The following is a 17,098-nucleotide window of genomic DNA, read 5'->3' on the forward strand; positions in this document are numbered from 1 at the left end:
GCTTCTTCAAATCCCTCAAGGCCGAGCTGATCTGGCGAAACACATGGCAAACACGCCGGGATGTTGAGGTCGCGGTGTTCGAATACATCAACGGCTTCTACAACCCGCGCAGGCGCCATTCAGCCTTGGACGGAAAATCACCCGTGGCCTTCGAAAAACTCGCCGCCTAAGATGAGCAACACACCGGAACAGAAACGGTGCGGGGGAACTGAACCAATCTCCCTCAGACAAAGCATGCGTGGGCCCGCAGCCAAAGTCTTTGTCATTCGCAAGCAAGAATTCGGTATGTTTTCTGTTTTAGCGGTTGCAGCACTAGACGCAATATCTAACCAGTAATCATCTTCCATAACGACCCCGGGCAGAGAAATGTCTTCAAAATTTGCCGCGGACTATGCCCTCGCAGTGAGCTAAGGGCAATGCTCACGAAGGGGATTGCCAACTTAACGCCCGCAGCATCTGCGCATTGTCAGCATGCCGCGGACCGCAATGTCGGTGGTGGCGCCGGCCGTCGCACGGTTTTCGCAAGACATGCCTGGGGTGGAAATCTCGCTTGATCTGCGCGGTCACCGCGACATGGACTCCTGGATCAACGGGCGCGAATATGACCTTGGCTTTGGCAATGTGCCGATCTCGCATCATGCTGCCGTGGGCACGCCAATGGCCCGCGCCGCGCTAGAGCTGTTGATGCCGGCGGGCCATCGGCTGGCCGGGCATGACAAGATCCCGCTGGAGGCGCTGCGCGGCGAAACATTGGTCAATCAGCTCCCCGGTATGTTGCTGCGCAATCAGGTGGATGCCTTGCTGGAAACCCGCCAGATACGTGCCGCACGTGAGGTGCTGACCAATTCTTCTCAGATGTAGCAACAATTGGTGGCCAGCGGCGCGGGCGTGGCGATCATTGATCGGCTTAGCACACTGGCCGCGCTGCCCGGCCAGTTGGTGTCGCGCCCGCTGGACCCCACGCGCTGGGTGGTGTTTGGCACGATTCAACATCGCGAAAGCGCGCCCTATCCCGTGGTCCAGACCCTGATCGGCGCATTGCGCGAACAGATCCAATCCTGTGCCGTGCCGGGCGCGATCGAGGTGGTTTAACACCATCATCACCGGCCCCTTGGGCAAGGCCGCAATCCGCCCGGCCCACAGGCTGCCACGCGGCGATGCCTCTTGCAGCGCGGGGCGGCGATGGGGCAAAACAGGGCATAACGGCGCCGGTCTTGCGCCGCCCCTCTGGTTCAGCCCAGCCCCGAAACAGGAAGGACCCGCCGTTGGAACGCTATCTGATCCCTGCTGTGCCATGTGCCCCGCGCCTTGCGCGTATCGCGTCATGGCAAAGGATGCCCGCATGAGCATGACACAGGCCGAGGCCCTTCTTGCCTCCCGCCGTTCCACGCGTGCGTTTTTGTCCGATCCGGTGCCGCGCGCCGATATCGAACGGATTTTGCGCAGTGCACGGGCTGCGCCCAGCGGGGCGAATTTGCAGCCGGGCCGGTTCCATGTGCTGACAGGGGACGCGCTGCGCGATCTTAGCGCGGCGCTGGTCGGCGCGGTGGATCGTGGCCAGCCGCCGGTGTCGCAATATTCCTATTTTCCGGATCCGATGCCTGCGGATTTGAAGGCCAAGCAACGTGCCGCGGGCTATGCGCTTTATGCCGCACTGGGGGTTGAGCGGCGCGATGTGCAGGGCCGTCGCGCGCAATTTCGCCGCAATTATGAATTTTTTGGTGCGCCGGTCGGTATCGTCGTGACGATTCATGCGGGCATGGGCAAAGGCTGTTTTATGGATCTTGGCATGGCGCTTATGGCCTTGATGATCGCGGCGCAGGGGTTGGGATATGCCACTTGCGGCATTGGTGCGCTGGCGAATTACGCCGATGTTGCGCATGATCATCTTGGGTTGGCGCAGCCAGAGCTGATCGTCTGCGGTCTGGCCCTTGGCCGTGCAGATCCGCAAGCGCCGCAAAATCAGTTCTGCACCGAACGCGATACACTGGACCGATTTGCGACGCTGCGCGGTTTCACCTAGCAAGCAGCACGGCCGTTCCCAATCCGCCCGCCGCAGCAATCGCTGCCAGCCCGATGCCCCCATGGCCAGCATAATCGTTGCGCGCGCCCAATTCATGCACCAGCCGCACCGCGTTGATCGCACCGGAAGCCCCAACCGGATGGCCGCGCGCCAATCCCCCGCCGCCAAGATTGACGATACCCGGATCAATCCCGGCGCCTTGCATGCAGGCAATGGCCTGCACAGCATAGGCTTCCATGATTTCGGCCACGCTTAGGTCGGTCGCGCGCAGGCGGTGGCGTTCCAGCAAGGTGGTGATTGCGGCGACGGGCGCACTTCCGGGCTGATCGGGCCGCGCGCCCCGCGTCAGCCCCCCAAGATAGCGCAGGCCAGGCCGTCCCAGCCGGTCGGCCACCCGCTGTGACACCAACACCAACGCCGCCGCCCCATCCGCCGCCACCGCCGCATTTGCCGCCGTGATCGTGCCCGATAAAACCGGCGCGCGTGCCGCGATTTTTGAGGATAGCGCACGGGTGAACGCGTCACGTTTCAACCCGGCCACAGGCACGATTTCATCGCCAAAATCTGCCGCCAAAGCTTTGCGATGGCTTGCGACCGCCCACGCATCTTGGGCGGCACGGGACAATCCATGCTCCTGTCCCAATATATCGGCAGCCACGTCCATTTCGGGGTCGCGTTCGGGCCATGGGGTGAAGGGCGGCCTGTCATAGGGAATGGGCGCGCCGCCATCGGGATCGGTGCGCAGCCGCAAGGGCCGGCGCGAATAGGATTCGACCCCGCCCGCCACAACCACCTCTGCCTGCCCCGCCGCGATCATTCCTGCTGCGACAACCACCGCATCCAGCCCGCCGCAGCATTGCCGGTCCAGCGTCAGTCCCGCCACGCGCTCTGGCAGGCCCGCCGCCAGCGCCGCAACCCGTGCCGGGTTGCCGCCCGCCCCCAGCGCATTGCCCAACACCACTTCATCCACATCATGCGCCATCAGCCCGGCCCTGAAGATCGCGGCTTGCAAAACTGGTGCGGCCAAATCCTGTAGGGCCAGCCGCGACAGCCCCCCCCCGCGCGGCGCCACCGCCGAGCGCATGGCAGACAGCACACGAACCCCCCCGGCCATTGTCATGCTGTGGCCCCCAAGCGATGTGCGATCTGCGCCAGATCGGGTTTGCCAGAGACGGTTTGCGGAAAATCCGCCATGGCGATCACCTGTCGCGGTGTGGCCAACGTGCCAAATTCGGTGCGGCAAAGTGCCAACAGCCGCGCATGGGTGGCCGCATCATCTGCCCCGGCGATGACGGCGATCAGATGCACCCCACGGCGCGGGTCCGGACACGGCAGCACCGCACAATGATCGACTGCGCCATCGGCCAGCAAGAACGCCTCGATATCTTCGGGAAAGACGTTGCGATCTGCGATTGTCACCATGCGGCTGCGCCGTCCCGCCACGGTCAAAAACCCGTCGGCATCCAATCGGCCCAGCTCTCCGACGCTGACGAACCCGTTTTGCCAGCGGGTATCGGGACTGTGGCCTTCGGCATATCGCTCAAACAGATAGGGGCTGCGCACCCAGATCTCACCGATCTGCCCGGCGGGGGCATCGATGGACAGTTCTACCCCCGGATAGGCCCGGCCCACCGTCCCCTGTGGCATGTCGGGGCCGCCCCATGTGATGAAACTGGTCTCGGCTGCGCCATAAAATTCGCGCAAACTGGCCTGCGGGCACAGCCGCGCCAAAACATCGCGCAGCCCGGCTGGCATCCGGCCACCACCGCACAGGATATGGCGCAACCGCGGCAGGGCCTGCCCGGCGGTGGCAATCAGCCGAAGCTGCGTCGGCGTAGCATACAGCACCGTCGCCCCATGGGCGGACAGCGCCAAGGCCTGCTGCGCGGGACGCTGTCCGCCCAGACACAGCAGATCCGCGCCCAAATAAGCCGCCTCGGCAATCGCATAAAGCGGCAACGAATGTTGCAATGTCCCAAGCACGCCAATGACATCGGCAGATGTGATCGCAAGCGCGCAGGCATTCACCCGAAAGCTGGCAATCCATGAGGCGTGACTGCGCCGGATGGCCTTGGCAGCACCCGTGGTCCCTGAGGAGCGGCTTTGCAAGATCCCGCGCTCCGCCTGCGGCAGCGGCGTGATCCCGTCGGGACCAATGGCAAACCCGGCCCCCACGGCCAAAGCCGCCTGTAGGTCGCGCAGCATTTGGCCCGGCACCTTGGGCATGCGGATATGGCAGTCGCGGTGCCAGCGAAAATGGACATCGTTCACGGCAAAAAAGCCCCTTGGACCTGCAATCACACGCCCCTTTTCGCCCATGCCGCCCCAGGAAGCAAAGCGCATCTTTGTGCGGGACCCATCAGCATCGCCACCGGGCTAGGCGTTCAACCCTTTCATGCCCTCTGGCGTATAGCGTTCACCCGCCACAGACAGTGTCGATAGCGCATCCAGATCGCGCAGCTCATCAGGCGTCAGCGCCACGTTTGCCGCCGCGATATTGTCGTGAAGCCAGCGCAGGCGTTTGGTGCCCGGGACCGGCACAATATCGGGGCCCTGCGCCAAAAGCCACGCCAGCGACACCTGTGCAGCCGTGCATCCATGCCGCGCGGCCACCTGCGCAACCCGGTCTGCGATCTGGCTGTTTGTGCCCATCGCACCGGCCTGAAACCGCGGCAATGATCGGCGAAAATCATCGGCATCCAATTGACCGATTTGTCCGGTCAAAAATCCACGCCCCAAAGGCGAATAGGCGACAAACCCCACGCCCAGTTCACGGCAGGTCGGCAGCACGCTGTCCGCCACTTCGCGTGTCCACAGCGAATATTCCGTTTGCACCGCCGTCACCGGATACACCGCATGCGCCCGGCGCAGCGTTTGCGCGCTGACCTCGCACAGGCCGATATGGGCGATTTTGCCCTGTTTGACCAATTGCGACAGCACGTCCATTGTCTCTTCTATCGGCTGGTCGGGGCTGATGCGGTGGACATAATACAAATCGATCTGTTCACGCCCCAGCCGGCGCAGTGACCCTTCGCATGCCGCGCGGATATAGGCCGGGCTGTTGTCCAGACTGCGCCGATATTCACCTGCCGTCCGCACGATCCCAAATTTCGTCGCCACCTTGACACTTGCGCCGTGGCGCAAAAAATTGCCGATCAGCGTCTCATTATGGTGCGGGCCGTAGGTATCGGCGGTATCAAGCATATCAATCCCGCCCTCCACTGCCGCATGCAGCACCTGCATCGAGGTGGCATCATCGCGCGGGCCGTAAAACTCGCTCATTCCCATGCAGCCAAGCCCTAAAGCAGAGGTTGTGAAACCTTGACCAAGTGTTCTGTGATGCATCTTCTCATCCTTTCCTTGTGGATCACGACCTAGGATGCCAATTTTCATTTTTGGAATATATACTCAGTGACGGAAGGTTGCTTTTCATGAACGGAAAACTTGTGTGGGATGATCTTCAGGTTTTTCTGGCTGTCGCGCGGCATCACACGCTCAGCGCGGCGGCGGGGCAGCTTCATCTTGGCGTTGCGACGGTGTCGCGCCGGATTGAACGGCTGGAGAAATCCCTTGGTCAGCCGCTGTTTTTGCGCCATCAGACCGGCCTTCAACTGACCGAGGATGGCACAGCCCTGCGCGAACATGCCGAGGTGATGGAGGCCGCGGCACGATCGGTCATCGGCGGGCGGCAACAGGCGGATGTGTCAGGAACCGTGCGCCTTGCCACTGCGGAAACTTTTGCCACACATCTGATCTTGCCGGAAATCGGGCGTTTGCGCGCCGCGCATCCTGGCCTGACGCTGGAAATCGTAACCGATATTGCCACGGTTAACCTGCATCGCCGCGATGCAGATATTGCCCTGCGGATGGTGAAACCCGAACGTGGAAACGTGTCTGTGCAGCGTCTGGGCGTGCTGGGCTATGGGCTGTATGGGTCTGCGGACTATATGAAGGGGCGACGGCAGCCGGCGGATACAGCTGCCTTTGAACATGACAGTTTTATCGTCTGGACTGAAACGCAGGCCCATCTACCTGCCGCACAATGGCTGGACCGGATGCTGCAGGGACGGCGTCCGGGGGTGATTACCTCTTCTGTGGCGTCGCAATTCGCGGCCTGCTGTGCGGGACAGGGGCTGGCAGTGTTGCCGCATTTTTTGGCACAAGACCGGTTGATTTGTCTGACGGCAGAGCTGGGCATCGACCAGGATATTTGGCTTGTCACGCAGTCTGATCTTGCACAATCACGCCGGGTGAAAGCGGTGGCACAGTTTTGCCGTGATCTGATTGCAACCCATCGAAAAAGGTTGCGCATGACAGGCAGCTGAACCTGTCTGCCAATACCAAGATTAAACTGAATTTACACCCTAAGCGGGAGAAGTTTCAAAAACATTTGGCCCGAACATAAGTTTTTAAGCCCTTTTGCATAGCGTTCATCCTGAAATGCCGCGACGCAGAAGGTTCTCTAATGAAGATCGTCTTTTCTCTTGTGGTTGTATTTATCATGGCGCAACCGGTCCATGCGCAAACCGAACGTTTTGCGCTGCAAAGCAATCTGGACCATGTCTGGACGATGATGGCCGCCGGGCTGGTGTTTTTTATGCAGGCGGGTTTTTTGCTGATCGAAGCCGGCTCGGTGCGGGCCAAAAACTCGATCAATGTGGCGCAGAAAAACCTGTTGGATTTCTTGCTGTCAACGGCGGCCTTCGGGCTGGTGGGATATGCGCTGATGTTTGGTCAATCCTATGGTGGGTTGATCGGGTGGTCGCATGATCTGGCCTTTTTCCGCATTGATGGGGATTGGAACCTGACATTTTTCGTCTTTCAGCTGGTCTTTTGTGGCACTGCCGCAACCGTGGTTTCCGGCGCGGTGGCGGAACGGATGTCCATGGGCGGATATATCCTGATGACCCTGACCATCGGTTTGGTTTTATACCCTGTGGCGGGGCATTGGACTTGGGGCGGGCTGCTTAGCGGGTCGCAAGAGCCCTTTCTTGCGCGTATGGGGTTCATTGATTTTGCTGGGTCAACGGTGGTGCATTCAATGGGTGCATGGTGCGCGCTGGCTGCGGTGATCGTGCTTGGGCCAAGGCGGGGCAAATATGATGCCGATGGCAAGCCAGTTGAATTGCATGGCCATTCGCCCATTTTAACCACACTTGGCGCATTGGTGCTTTGGGTGGGCTGGATCGGGTTCAACGGGGGCTCCACGACGGCGGGCACCCCGGCTTTTGCGCATATCATCGTCAACACGATGTTGGCGGGTGCGTTCGGCGGCGTGGCGCAATTTTTGCTGGGATATCTGCTAAAGGGTTATAACCGCCCGGAATTTATGATCAACGGCCTGCTTGGGGGCTTGGTTGCGATCACCGCTGGCTGTGATGCCGTCACCCCGCAGGGCGCAGTTTGTATCGGTTTGGCCGGCGGGGTTATCACTTTTGTCGCGCGTGAGTTTTTGGAAAGCCGGATGCGCCTTGATGATCCGGTTGGCGCGATCGCTGTGCATGGCGCGGCCGGGGCCCTGGGCACGATCCTGGTGGGGGTCTTGGCGCAAGATGCCTATCTTTTGGCCGGAAGCCGTCTGGCGCAGATCGGCATACAGGCCATGGGCGTTGGGGTCTATTTTCTATGGGCTTTTGGCCTGATGTTCACGGTGTTAAAATGCGCGCATTGGCTATTGCCCGCGCCCGAGGGTAGCCCCTCTTACCTGCGTGTGCCGCGCCAAGACGAAGATGACGGGCTGAACATGTCAGAACATCGTGCGCCGCTTGGGCTTGCCGCTGTGTCTCGTGCGATGCAATTGGTGATCGATGACCCAAAGGCGGAATTTGAGGCCATTCATGTCGAACCCGGGGATGAGGCCTATGACCTGGCCGTGCAATTCAATCAGATCATGGAGCGGCTACGCGAACGTGTGGCCCAAGAACGCGCGCAAAGCGCAAGCGCCTCTGAGATCGACAGCTTCTTACAAGACTTAACCGATGTCATGACCGCCTATCGTCAGGGGGATTTCACCCGCAGCTTGGACAGTGCAAAACTGCCCCGACAATTCGTCGGATTGGGGCGCACGATCAATGATATGGGCCAAGAGGTGCATGACACGATGGACGAGCTGCGCATTGTCATCGAAGCGCTTGCACAAGGGGATTTATCCCGTCGGATGGGTGGCGATAAAACCGGCGTCTTTAATGTGATTCAAAGCAAGATCAACTTTAGCCTTAGCGAAATCGCCTCTGTGATGGGGGATGTCGAACAGGCGGTAACTGCGGCCAGTGCCGGTGACTTTTCGACAAATCTGCGCACCCAGGGGCGGCACGGATATTTGCAACGCCTCAGCCAGGGGATCAATGCGATCAATCACATCGCGACCGAAGGGCTTGCCGATATCGCCTCCGTTATGGAGCAGATGGCAAAGGGCAATCTGACCTGCACGATGCGCGACAACCATCAAGGCGCGTTCGGCGTTATCGCACAAGACGTCAATCGATCTGTTTCGCAACTGCGGGATATGATCGAGGAAACGCGATCCTCTCTTGAGAAGGTCTTTGCGACATTTCAGATGATCGAAAACCAAACCGCCCGCGTTACCGAAGCCGCACGCAGCAACGAGGCGCGCGTCAAAGCCTTAAGCGCGGCACTGACACAGGCGGGCGCACAGATCAGCGGCAATGATGCAAGGATCCGCGAAGCACATGATCAGGCCGATACGGTCCACAAGGCACTGGAACGTTCGCGCGCGATTTCGGCCACGACGGTTCTTGACATGGAGGCCGCGAATGAGGCGGTGCAAAAAATCACCAGCTCCCTAAGCCAGATTGATGATGTCGCAAGCCAGACTCATCTGCTGAGCCTGAACGCCTCGGTGGAGGCTGCGCGGGCGGGCAGCAATGGCGTCGGATTTGCCGTCGTGGCGGGTGAGGTCCGTCAGCTTGCAACCCGTTCGGCGCAGACCGCACAGGGTGTAAGCCACTTTGTCGAAGCGGTGCAGACCAAGGTAAAAGAAACGGCAAACGGGGTCCATGAAACCGGCAATAATCTGGATCAGGTCCACGGCAGTGTCGCACGCACCACCGCATTATTTGGCGAGATCAGCACGACATGCGCATCCGTTGCAACAATCATGCAAGAGCTTTTTGGCGATCTGGACCAGATCAGCCGCGCGTCCAGCGAAAGCCTGCAAACCTCGGAGGCTGCAAATCAGGCCGTTTCCAATATGCAAGCCACCATGCATACCGCGATGGGGCACCTCAATCGGTTTCACCAATCCGACTCTGATCTGGCAGCGTGATTGGCCGCCACAGTTGGGCATTGCACAGCGGTATGATGGCTAAAGCCCCCGAGCAGAAATCACAGTGTGGCGCCTGTGGGTATCATACGCCCTATCCGCAATAAGAGTGGCGAGCGCTTGATCAGGTCAAACCTGTTCCAATAGGTCACGCATGGGCGTCTATCACACTGGATTCGTGTGATAAATTCACATTATACATTCGGCAATAAAGCCGTTCACAAGCCACCGCATCCGTTCATTTAAACCGATCTGGCGCCCTGCGACACCTTTTCCAGGCCCCCTGCCCGATACCTAAACGGCATCACCAAATGCCCAAGCGGTCATTGTGTGATGGAACACAACGGATCACCTTCCCCCTATACGAACACGTTGGGAGGATCGTGATGCGGAACATTACTTTAGAAAATATCACTGAGGCCGTCGTAGCCTCGATGGACGGAGCTATTCCCGAGCGCAACCGTGAGATCATGGTTGCGGCGCTTAAACATATTCACGCCTTCATGAAAGAGGTCAATCTGACCTATGACGAATGGCTGGAAGCGATGGAATGGATGCGCCGAGCAGGCGACATTTCCGATGATGCGCGCAATGAATTCATCCTGATCTCCGACATCATCGGCGTCGAGGTTCTGGCCGATATGCTGGACAAAAAACCGACCCATAACGAGACGATCTCGACCGTGCTGGGGCCGTTTTACCGTGACAACCCGCCGGTGCTGCCCAATGGATCGTCGATTATTCAAAAGGATTTCGACAAACAGGAAACCGTGCGCGTATCAGGCCGCATTTGCGATACGGATGGCAATCCGGTTGCGGGTGTGACGGTCGATGTTTGGGAAGATGCCCCGAACGGACTGTATGAACAACAAGACCCTGATCAGCCCGATTACAACCTGCGCGGCAGATTGATGACAGATCAAGATGGCCGTTACGAATTCGTCGGCATCCGCCCCGTGCCTTATCCGATCCCCTATGACGGGGCTGCTGGAGAGTTGCTGAAATATATGGGCCATCATCCTTGGCGCCCTGGGCATATCCACTTCATGATCATGAAGGACGGGTTCAAAACGCTGATCTCGCAGATCTATGACAGCGAAACCGAATATCTGGACAATGACTCGGTTTTTGCCGTGAAAGAAGATCTGATCGGCACATTACAACCCGCGCCTGACGGGGCGGACACCGATTACGTCATGACTTTTGATTTCGTCATCCGCAGTGACGCCAAGCTGGTGCAGATGGCCGCAGCCGAGTGAGCCTGCCAAGGTAACCTTCCCCACGGGGGGCGCCCGCGCCCCCCATTTTTATGACAAGAGGAGGCATGCATGAATACAGCCCTTGCTTCGCATATTTTGCAGCCCGCGGATCTGGCACTGGCGACCCGCATTCGGGCGGTCACCAGCCGGATCATCGAAGCGCCGACCCGGCGCAAGCACAAGCTGTCGAATACTTCTATCGCGCATCAGGGCTATGTTCTGGTACAGGTCACGCTGGACAACGGCGTGACGGGCTGGGGCGAGGGGTCGACATTGGGCGGTCCCCGCTGGGCCGAAGAAAGCGTCGAGGCCATGAAGGCCAATATCGACGCCTATCTTGTGCCGGCGCTAATCGGACAACCGGCCTGTGATCTGGAAACGGCCACAACCTTGATGGACCGCGCCTGCAAGCGCAATTTTTCAGCGAAATCGGCGCTTGATATGGCGCTTCTGGATGCCACGGCGAAGACGCTTGGCGTGCCTGCGCATGCGCTTTTGGGGGGTGCGCAGCAGACCTCATTTTCGGCAATCTGGGCGCTGGCTTCGGGTGATGCGGGACAGGAGGTTGAAGAGGCCCGCGAAATGATTTCCAAAGGCTGGTTCAACCGTTTCAAGATCAAGCTGGGCTTTGCCGATCCTGCAACCGACCTGAACCGGCTGGGCGCGCTGCAAAAGGCGCTGCCTGCGGGCACCGATATTATCGCCGATGTCAATCAAGGCTGGTCAGAAGGGGAGTGTATTCGCTATCTGCCAAAGCTGTCCGATTTGGGCGTTAGCCTGATCGAACAGCCGCTGCCAGCCGATCAGATGGGCGCAATGGCCCGCGTTGCGCGGCGCTCATCTATCCCGATCATGATGGATGAGGGCGTGTTCACCACCACCGAAGCCTTCGACGGATGCGCACAGGCGGCAGGCGCCGTTCTGTCACTGAAACTGTGCAAACATGGCAGCGTGCATCGGCTGAAGCAGGTTGCCGCTATTGCGCAGGCGGCGGGCGTTGATCTGTATGGCGGCTGCCTTTTGGAAAGTTCTATCGGTGCCTCGGCGCATCTGCATGCTTTTGCGACGCTTCCCAAACTGCATTGGGGCACCGAACATTTCGGCCCGAAAATCCTGATAGAGGATCTGACCCGCGACGGGCTGCGCTATGAAAATTTTCGGGTGCATCTGCCGACCGGGCCGGGTTTAGGCATTACCCCTGATCCGGAACGGCTGGATCGCTTTGCTCGAAAGGATTAAGCCATGAAAGATCAATACACCCCCAATCTTGCCGCGCAATTTACCCGTATGGGACAGGCGCTGGCGGAAAAACCGCATTTGGCACGGCTGGGTGCGCTGTTTTCCGAAACTGTTCTGATCGAGGTCGACGGGCAGGAATATTACCTGACTTTCCATCGCGGTGCTTTGGAACGCGTAACCGAAGGCCCGTCACGCCAGACGCCCTGGCGCTTTGCGCTGCGGGTCGATGCCGAGGCGCTGAAAAAATTCTGGGCGCCGATCCCAGAGCCGCGCTTCCACGACATCTTCGGCTTTGTCAAAACCGGGCGTGGCCGGCTCGACGGCGACATTCTGGCGCTGGTGAAAAACCTGCGCTTCTTTAAGGAATTCATGGCCCTTGGCCGCATAACGGTGACAGCATGACCATCCATCCCAGATTTGAACCGATCACCGGCCGCTACCTGACGCTGCAAATCGGCGGACGCGCGAACCGCATCTATATTGAAGAGGCCGGTCAGGGTCAGCCAGTGATCTGCTTTCACACCGCAGGCGCCGATAACCGTCAGTGGCGCCATATCCTTAATGATGGCGAGCTGACGGCGAACTACCGCTTTATCGCCCCCGATCTGCCCTGGCACGGCAAGTCGCTGCCCCCCGACGGCTTTGAGGAAGAAGAGTATCTTCTGACCACCGAAACCTATGTGGAAACGGTGCTGAAGCTGGTGGAGGCCTTGGGGCTGGACACCCCGATCTACGCGGGTTGTTCGATGGGCGGGCGCATCGCGCTGCAATTGGCGCTGAACCACCCTGCCCCGTTCAAAGGCTTCATCGCGATCGAGGCGTCAGATTTTCAGCCCGCCTGGTATGATATTGATTGGTTCCACCGCCCCGATGCGCATGGCGGTGAAATGGGTGCTGCCCTTGTCAGCGCGAATATTGCGCCACAATCGCCCGCCCCCGACCGCTGGAGCACGCAGTGGATGTTCATGCAATCGGGTCCGGGCGTGTTCCGGGGCGATCTGAATTTCTACACCCGCGATGACAGTCTGGTGGGGCAGTTGGGCGGGATCGACACGTCGCAAACCCCGGTGCACATCATGGTCGGTGACTATGACATGACCTGCACGCCCGAAGATGCGGAACGCACGGCCGCGACCATTCCCGGCGCAACACTTGCCGTGATGAAGGGGATCGGGCATTTTCCAATGAGCGAGAACCCCGCCACCTTTCGTCCGCATTTCATAGAGGCGCTTGCGAAGATGGGCTGACCCGGGGTGCGAAAGGGTATGTGTTGGATTTCAGACGCCTGAAATATTTCATTGCGGTGGCCGAAGAGCTGCACTTCGGGCGTGCGGCGGCGCGATTGGATATGGCACAGCCCCCCCTGTCCCGACAGATTGCCGCGCTTGAAGCGGAACTGGGCGTAAAACTGTTCGACCGTGCCCGCAATCAGGTGCGTCTGACTGATGCGGGTGCGGTGCTTTTGGACCGTGCCCGGACCATACTTGCCAATCTTGAAACCGCCTATCGTGAGACACGGGCCATCGGAAACGGTAGTATCGGGCAATTGCGGATCGCCTTTGTGGGTTCGGCCACCCACGGGCCCCTTCCCAATTTGATCAAGTCATTTCGCTTGCATTATCCCGATGTCGACCTGCTGCTATCGTCAATGAACAATGCCGAACTGGAACGTGCGCTGATCCAGAAAGACATCGACATCGCCGTGGCGCGGCCCTGTCTGCAAGGCGATGAATTTCGATCAATTGAACTGATCCATGAACCACTGATCCTTGCGCTGCCCGACGGCACCGAGGCGGCGCGACGCACCAGCCCGCCGCTTTTGCGCGATGTCGCGTCAGAGCCTTTCATCTTATACCCGCGCCGGCCCAGGCCCTCTTTCGCAGATCACATCCTTGCTGTCTGTCAGGCAGAAGGTTTCCTACCGGGCGAGCAGGTGCTTGCGCAGGACTATCAGACAGCGATCTCTCTTGTGTCAGTGGGTGTTGGCATTGCGCTTGTCCCCCAAAGCGTTGCCTTATCGCCACGGCCGGGGGTCAGCTACCGCGATTATGTTGGGCGAAATCCCGGGACCTCACTGACTGTGCATTCGCGACGTGACAATTATAAACCCCAGGTGATTAACTTCTTCACCCTTTTGAAAAAATTCCTCAAAAAGCCGCCGCGCATCTGACGCAGGGCTTCAAGGGGCTATCGTGACCAATGCAACGCTCATCTGACCTGCGCCCGGACCCCGGGTGTGCCCCAAAGCTGTCGCCGGGGACGCACCGGGGGCAGCGTCTGGCTTTGTCCGGTGCGCCCTGAAATCAGGCGAAGTAGTCGCGCACCAGCATCTTGGCGGCATGTAACGCCAGTGCCTGCGTCGGTGCATTCGTGTTGCCGCTGGTGATCGTCGGCATGATTGAGGCATCAATAACATGCAGCCCCTGTGCACCGCGCACCTTCAATGTGGCATCCACGACCGCCGTGTCATCGGTGCCCATCCGGCAGGTGCCGACCGGGTGCCACATTGTCGTTGCGACCTGCTTGACGAATGCGCCAATCTCTTCGTCGGTCTGAACTGCCTTGCCCGGCACGAATTCCTCTTCAAAAACCTCGGCCAAAGATTGCTGTTCCAGGACCTTACGCACGGCCTTCACCGCATCAATGCCCACTTGCAGGTCGGTTTCATGGCCGATGAAGTTTGGGTTGATGTCGGGCATCGAGGTCGGATCGGCATCCGCCAGCCGCACCCAGCCGCGTGCTTTGGGCTGTAAGACAACGGTTGCAAAGGTAACACCCGAACGTGGGCCCGACGGGTTCAGACCATCGGTCGATATGATCGGTTCGTGGTAGCATTGCACCGTGGGCTGGGGATTGGAAAGGTCGTTGGGATCCCAGTAGGATACCGTTTCGATCCCGTTGCCGGCTGCCGGGCCACTGTTGGTCAGGATATAGCGCAGGCCGGCCTTGATCGTCCCCATGCCCTGCGCGGCGGACTGATAGCCAATGTCGCCCTTCACATAGGCTGCGATCGCATTGACCGAGGTGCCGCCCCCAACAACCTTGCCCATTCGGTAGCGGCGGTTCTGGCCGTTCACCTCTACGGTTTCATACGGCCAGACATTGCGATCCTTTGCCAGCATCTTGGAATATCCGGCGGGAATGTGGATGAATGGATCATTGTCCTTCTTGCCGGCTTCCAGCACGGCGATGCTGGCCTTGGTGTGACGCGCCATGTGGTCAGCCACAACACAGCCGGCGGCGCCGGAGCCAATGATCAGTATATCATATTGAATTTTGGACATTATATGCCTCTTACGTCTTTGGATTATGGATAGGCGTCCATCGCCGCAGGTCGCAGCGTGTGGCGCCCTGTTGCACAATTTGCGGGGCTTAGAATGGCAAAGGGTGGGGTTTGCGCTGGCTGGAAATCCAGCGTTGCGTGGTAAAGGCCTCGATCGTTCCTTCAGGACCCCATTTGCCACCACCACCCGAGGCGCCGATACCGGCAAAGGGGCAATGCGGTTCGTCATGGACGGTGGAATCATTTATGATCGAGATACGCTAAAAGAAATCGTCCACGCCGCCCATATCGCAAACACACGCGCATGCCACCTTTACCCCAAGGAGCTTTCCGTGTTTCATGATATGAAAACTCAAGGAAAGATTCCAAAATGTGGACTAGCTTCATCATCTTCGTATACCTCGGGCTTGACCCCGCTATAGACACTGCTCCTGGGACGGTCCTTTTTGCAGGCATGATCCGGGGAGGTTACGAAAGTCGGGAAGCCTGTGAGGCAAACTTGCTTTTGGATCAGATACAAGCCAGGCTTAAGCGGGATTTGCCAGACGATATCGGCTCTAGCCGTAAAGCCTTAGACGCTATCCAAATGATTCCGGTTTGCTACGATATCGGGGACCCCCGATTTGCCCGATTCGCTCTCTCCCCGCCTTACTCGTGACAACTGGAATGAAGATGTGAACCATCCCGGCGCGGATGTGTTCTGCCAGCATCTCGCCATGTGCGACATCGCGGGTGACAACCGAAGCCGAAAGCCCATAGGCGGTGTCGTTGGCAAGTGCCAGCGCCTCGCGCTCTTCCTTGAAGGGGATCACGGTTGCAACGGGGCCAAAGACTTCCTGGTCCCAGATCTCCATGTCGGGTGTCACATCGGTTAGGACGGTCGCTTGATAGTAGGCGCCGTCTGCTGCGCCGCCGCATTGCACCGTTGCGCCCGCGGCGCGCGCATCATCGACCAGCTTGGCGATACGGTCCAATTGCCGCGTATTGATGATCGGGCCAATCACCGCGGTCGGATCGGTAGGGTCGGTGGGTGCAAAGGCACATGCCTTTGCGACAAACCGGGCCAGGAAGGCATCGTATAGGTCACGATGGACGATGATCCGGTCGGTCGACATGCAAATCTGCCCCTGGTGTAAAAATCGCCCAAAGAAGGCCAGATCCACCGCGCGTTCCAGATCGGCATCGCGCAGGATAATCATCGGGTTTTTACCACCCAGCTCCAGCACGATTTTCTTGAAACTGCGTGCGCAGGCTTCGCCCAGCAACTGGCCCACACGGGTTGATCCCGTGAAACTGAGCACATTGACCCTTGGATCTGTTGCAAAGGCCGTGCCAACGGCTGCCGCGCCGTCGCGCGACGTGGGGATAACGTTGAACACGCCGGACGGGAAACCTGCATCGGCCAGCAATTCTGCGATCATCAACCCTCCTGACAGTGGGCTGTCTTCGGAGGGTTTAAGAACCACCGTATTGCCAAGCGCCAGCGCGTAGATGAACCCCCGCAACGACAGATATAGCGCAAAGTTCCAGGGCGTCACCGCCCCCACAACACCTGCGGGACGGCGCAGAGTTCGGTTGATCTTGCCCGGCACTTGGCTTGGGAATACCTCACCGATGGCACGGGTTGGCAGGCCGGCTGCTTCACCGAAGACCAGGCCGACAAGGGAGGCTTCGAAGTCTGCTTTGCCGCGGCTCGACCCGGTTTCAGCAATTAGCGCATCGACGAAACAGTCTTTGCGTTCTGCGAACAGGGCCGCAGCACGATGGAGCAAGGCCGCGCGTGCCGCAGGGGCGGTCGCCTCCCAGCCGGGCTGGGCCGCAGATGCGGCGGCTATCGCGGCTTCGATTTCGGGGCGACCTGCGTCGGATACCCGGGCCAACACGGCGCCCGTGGCCGGGTTTCGGGTTTCAAAACTGTCTGCGGTTTCGATCCAGCGGCCATTAATGAAACTGCCGCGCATCGGGGCGTCGGCGCCGGATGTGAAGGCTTTGGTCCAGTCAAGCATTGTGAT

16 protein-coding genes are annotated in these 17,098 nt (G+C 59.3%); 11 read left to right on the forward strand and 5 right to left on the reverse strand.

Going from position 1 to position 17,098, the window contains the following annotated elements; all coding sequences use genetic code 11:
• The 4 genes from BFP70_RS08880 to BFP70_RS08895 all read left to right on the forward strand — a co-directional run.
• The coding region (locus tag BFP70_RS08880; RefSeq protein ID WP_141693147.1) for an IS3 family transposase at positions 1 to 170 on the forward strand (170 nt) is incomplete at its 5' end.
• Positions 171 to 462: 292 nt separating this feature from the next.
• Entirely contained in the window at positions 463 to 861 is a 399-nt protein-coding gene (locus tag BFP70_RS08885) for a LysR substrate-binding domain-containing protein (protein WP_255356658.1), read from the forward strand.
• A gap of 9 nt (positions 862 to 870) precedes the next feature.
• Positions 871 to 1,092: a hypothetical protein gene (locus BFP70_RS08890; protein ID WP_141693148.1), complete on the forward strand. Its 222-nt coding sequence runs from the start codon at positions 871 to 873 to the stop codon at positions 1,090 to 1,092.
• 250 nt (positions 1,093 to 1,342) lie between these two features.
• Positions 1,343 to 2,023, forward strand: coding sequence for a nitroreductase (locus BFP70_RS08895; protein ID WP_141693149.1), 681 nt, complete (start codon positions 1,343 to 1,345; stop codon positions 2,021 to 2,023).
• Here the strand turns inward: BFP70_RS08895 and BFP70_RS08900 are convergent.
• The 3 genes from BFP70_RS08900 to BFP70_RS08910 all read right to left on the reverse strand — a co-directional run bounded on the left by BFP70_RS08900 (position 2,016) and on the right by BFP70_RS08910 (position 5,368).
• The gene (locus BFP70_RS08900; protein WP_369820197.1) at positions 2,016 to 3,143 is read right to left on the reverse strand and encodes an acetyl-CoA C-acyltransferase; all 1,128 of its coding nucleotides are present in this window, start codon (positions 3,141 to 3,143) and stop codon (positions 2,016 to 2,018) included. The two genes, BFP70_RS08895 and BFP70_RS08900, sit on opposite strands and share 8 nt — an antisense overlap.
• The gene (locus BFP70_RS08905) at positions 3,140 to 4,294 is read right to left on the reverse strand and encodes an AMP-binding protein (RefSeq protein ID WP_176715532.1); all 1,155 of its coding nucleotides are present in this window, start codon (positions 4,292 to 4,294) and stop codon (positions 3,140 to 3,142) included. The genes BFP70_RS08900 and BFP70_RS08905 overlap by 4 nt, the downstream gene beginning before the upstream one ends.
• A gap of 105 nt (positions 4,295 to 4,399) precedes the next feature.
• Positions 4,400 to 5,368 carry an aldo/keto reductase gene (locus tag BFP70_RS08910; protein ID WP_066011030.1) on the reverse strand — a complete coding sequence of 323 codons (969 nt, stop codon included), beginning with the start codon at positions 5,366 to 5,368 and terminating at the stop codon, positions 4,400 to 4,402.
• Positions 5,369 to 5,454: 86 nt separating this feature from the next.
• On the opposite strand from BFP70_RS08910, the gene BFP70_RS08915 reads away from it, so the two are divergent.
• The 7 genes from BFP70_RS08915 (at position 5,455) to BFP70_RS08945 (ending at position 13,973) form a co-directional block, all read left to right on the forward strand.
• A complete protein-coding gene (locus BFP70_RS08915; RefSeq protein ID WP_066011031.1) occupies positions 5,455 to 6,348 on the forward strand; it encodes a LysR family transcriptional regulator in 894 nt (297 codons plus the stop codon).
• 140 nt (positions 6,349 to 6,488) lie between these two features.
• The gene (gene amt / locus BFP70_RS08920) at positions 6,489 to 9,308 is read left to right on the forward strand and encodes an ammonium transporter (protein ID WP_066011032.1); all 2,820 of its coding nucleotides are present in this window, start codon (positions 6,489 to 6,491) and stop codon (positions 9,306 to 9,308) included.
• Positions 9,309 to 9,691: 383 nt separating this feature from the next.
• Positions 9,692 to 10,564 (forward strand): dioxygenase, encoded by an 873-nt coding sequence (locus BFP70_RS08925; RefSeq protein ID WP_066011033.1) that lies wholly within the window; start codon positions 9,692 to 9,694, stop codon positions 10,562 to 10,564.
• 69 nt (positions 10,565 to 10,633) lie between these two features.
• Entirely contained in the window at positions 10,634 to 11,803 is a 1,170-nt protein-coding gene (locus tag BFP70_RS08930) for a muconate/chloromuconate family cycloisomerase (RefSeq protein WP_066011034.1), read from the forward strand.
• Between the two features lie 3 nt (positions 11,804 to 11,806).
• Positions 11,807 to 12,205, forward strand: coding sequence for a hypothetical protein (locus BFP70_RS08935; RefSeq protein WP_255356652.1), 399 nt, complete (start codon positions 11,807 to 11,809; stop codon positions 12,203 to 12,205).
• Positions 12,202 to 13,050, forward strand: a complete 849-nt coding sequence (locus BFP70_RS08940; protein ID WP_066011035.1) for an alpha/beta fold hydrolase — start codon at positions 12,202 to 12,204, stop codon at positions 13,048 to 13,050. Before BFP70_RS08935 ends, BFP70_RS08940 begins: the two co-directional genes overlap by 4 nt.
• A gap of 23 nt (positions 13,051 to 13,073) precedes the next feature.
• Positions 13,074 to 13,973: a LysR substrate-binding domain-containing protein gene (locus BFP70_RS08945; RefSeq protein WP_066011036.1), complete on the forward strand. Its 900-nt coding sequence runs from the start codon at positions 13,074 to 13,076 to the stop codon at positions 13,971 to 13,973.
• Between the two features lie 133 nt (positions 13,974 to 14,106).
• On the opposite strand, the gene BFP70_RS08950 is transcribed toward BFP70_RS08945, so the two are convergent.
• Together BFP70_RS08950 and BFP70_RS08955 are read right to left on the reverse strand one after the other, a co-directional pair.
• Positions 14,107 to 15,087, reverse strand: a complete 981-nt coding sequence (locus BFP70_RS08950) for a GMC family oxidoreductase (RefSeq protein ID WP_066011037.1) — start codon at positions 15,085 to 15,087, stop codon at positions 14,107 to 14,109.
• Positions 15,088 to 15,664: 577 nt separating this feature from the next.
• Positions 15,665 to 17,092: an aldehyde dehydrogenase family protein gene (locus BFP70_RS08955; protein ID WP_066011038.1), complete on the reverse strand. Its 1,428-nt coding sequence runs from the start codon at positions 17,090 to 17,092 to the stop codon at positions 15,665 to 15,667.
• Between the last annotated feature and the right edge of the window lie 6 nt (positions 17,093 to 17,098).

Origin of the sequence: Thioclava sp. SK-1 (assembly GCF_001705665.1) — a bacterium.
Classification (GTDB): Bacteria; Pseudomonadota; Alphaproteobacteria; order Rhodobacterales; family Rhodobacteraceae; genus Thioclava.

Excerpts from the sequence above, each read along its gene's own strand:
- BFP70_RS08895 (WP_141693149.1), top strand. The coding sequence starts at position 1,343 with ATGAGCATGACACAGGCCGAGGCCCTTCTTGCCTCCCGCCGTTCCACG.
- BFP70_RS08900 (WP_369820197.1), bottom strand. The coding sequence starts at position 3,143 with ATGACAATGGCCGGGGGGGTTCGTGTGCTGTCTGCCATGCGCTCGGCG.
- BFP70_RS08910 (WP_066011030.1), bottom strand. The coding sequence starts at position 5,368 with ATGCATCACAGAACACTTGGTCAAGGTTTCACAACCTCTGCTTTAGGG.
- BFP70_RS08915 (WP_066011031.1), top strand. The coding sequence starts at position 5,455 with ATGAACGGAAAACTTGTGTGGGATGATCTTCAGGTTTTTCTGGCTGTC.
- amt (WP_066011032.1), top strand. The coding sequence starts at position 6,489 with ATGAAGATCGTCTTTTCTCTTGTGGTTGTATTTATCATGGCGCAACCG.
- BFP70_RS08925 (WP_066011033.1), top strand. The coding sequence starts at position 9,692 with ATGCGGAACATTACTTTAGAAAATATCACTGAGGCCGTCGTAGCCTCG.
- BFP70_RS08930 (WP_066011034.1), top strand. The coding sequence starts at position 10,634 with ATGAATACAGCCCTTGCTTCGCATATTTTGCAGCCCGCGGATCTGGCA.
- BFP70_RS08935 (WP_255356652.1), top strand. The coding sequence starts at position 11,807 with ATGAAAGATCAATACACCCCCAATCTTGCCGCGCAATTTACCCGTATG.
- BFP70_RS08940 (WP_066011035.1), top strand. The coding sequence starts at position 12,202 with ATGACCATCCATCCCAGATTTGAACCGATCACCGGCCGCTACCTGACG.
- BFP70_RS08950 (WP_066011037.1), bottom strand. The coding sequence starts at position 15,087 with ATGTCCAAAATTCAATATGATATACTGATCATTGGCTCCGGCGCCGCC.
- BFP70_RS08955 (WP_066011038.1), bottom strand. The coding sequence starts at position 17,092 with ATGCTTGACTGGACCAAAGCCTTCACATCCGGCGCCGACGCCCCGATG.